Annotated in this window: 2 protein-coding genes; both read left to right on the top strand. The window is 70.1% G+C overall.

Annotated elements, in window-relative coordinates; genetic code table 11:
* Positions 1-782: TIGR03862 family flavoprotein (locus tag HUK82_RS16400; protein WP_176614937.1), on the top strand; the 782-nt coding region annotated here is incomplete at its 5' end.
* Positions 779-1,634 (top strand): ATP-binding protein (locus HUK82_RS16395; RefSeq protein ID WP_176614936.1); only part of this gene is annotated, 856 nt, incomplete at its 3' end. The genes HUK82_RS16400 and HUK82_RS16395, both read left to right, overlap by 4 nt.

The following is a 1,634-nucleotide window of genomic DNA, read 5'->3' as shown; positions in this document are numbered from 1 at the left end:
AGGGGGAGGCGACGCTTGCCGCCGCCGCCGTCGTACTGGCGACGGGCGGGGCCAGCTGGTCGCGTCTGGGCTCCGACGGCGCATGGACGGCGTTGCTGCGGGAGGTACCGATCACGCCTTTCCGTCCCGCCAACTGCGGTTTCACGGCGGACTGGTCTCCGCTGGTCGCGGAACGGTTTGCCGGCACCCCGCTGAAATCGGTCGCCGTGTCCTTCGCGGGCGCGGTCGCGCGCGGGGATGTCATGATCACCCGTGACGGTATCGAGGGTGGCCCGGTCTACACCCTGTCCGCGCGCCTGCGTGACGCCCTGTCACGCGACGGACAGGCCGGGATAACGGTCGACCTGCGGCCGGATCTGTCGGTCGAGGCGATCGCCGGGCGCCTGTCGCGCACCCGCCCGCGCGAGAGCCTGTCGAATCGCCTGCGCAAGGGGCTGCGTCTGGCCCCGGTGGGCGTGGCGCTCCTGCGCGAAGGGCCACCGACCCCTGACGACCAGGCCCTGTCGCGCAGGATCAAGGCCGTGCCTTTGCGCCTGACGGGGACTGCGCCGCTCGACCGGGCGATTTCGGTGGCGGGCGGAGTCGCGCGCGACGCGTGCGATAACCATCTGATGCTGCGCCGCTTTCCCGGCGTCTTCGTCGCGGGCGAAATGCTGGACTGGGAGGCCCCGACCGGCGGCTATTTGCTGCAGGCGTGCCTCTCGACCGGGCGCGCGGCGGGGCTGGGCGCGCTGGACTGGTTGCGCGAGGGGGGAACACCCCGCTATCCCTCCGTCCCATGACGATCGAGATCCAGATAGGCGAGCGCCGGGGCGAGGGCGGAGCCAGCGTTCCGGCTGTGATGGATTTGGGCGAACTGCTGTCCACGCGCCTGCTGGTGCAGGGCAATTCCGGGTCGGGCAAGTCGCACCTTCTGCGCCGGCTGCTGGAACAGTCCGCCGGTCTGGTGCAGCACGCCATCATCGACCCCGAGGGTGATTTCGTCAGCGTCGCCGAAAAATTCGGCCATCTGGTGATCGATGCCGCCGAATACACCGAGGCGATGCTGGACACCGCCGGCTTGCGCATGCGCGAACACCGGGCGTCGGTGGTGCTGAACCTCGAAGGCGTGGACATCGAGATGCAGATGCGCCGTGCGGCGGCCTTCCTGAACGGCATGTTCGACGCCCCGCGCGAGCACTGGTACCCCGTTCTGGTGGTGGTCGACGAAGCCCAGCTGTTCGCGCCGGCCGCGGCGGGGGATGTCTCCGACGAAGCGCGTCGCGCATCGCTGGGGGCCATGGCGAACCTGATGTCGCGCGGGCGCAAGCGCGGGCTGGCGGGCGTGATCGCGACACAGCGTCTGGCCAAGCTGGCGAAAAACGTCGCGGCGGAAGCGTCGAATTTCCTGATGGGTCGCACCTTCCTTGACATCGACATGGTGCGCGCCGCCGACCTGTTGGGCATGGAGCGACGGCAGGCCGAGTCGTTTCGCGACCTGCAACGCGGGCATTTCGTGGCGCTGGGACCCGCCCTCTATCGCCGCCCGGTGGCCGTGCGCATCGGGGCCGTCGAGACGCAAAGCCGCTCAGCGGGCCCTATGTTGACGCCGCTGTCCCCGGCCCCCGCGCTGGAAGACGTGCGCGAGCTGATCC

This window comes from Ameyamaea chiangmaiensis (genome assembly GCF_013376175.1).
Lineage (GTDB): Bacteria > Pseudomonadota > Alphaproteobacteria > Acetobacterales > Acetobacteraceae > Ameyamaea > Ameyamaea chiangmaiensis.
The sequence above is the reverse complement of the archived record's forward strand: the minus strand, read 5'-3'. Positions and strand labels throughout refer to the sequence as shown.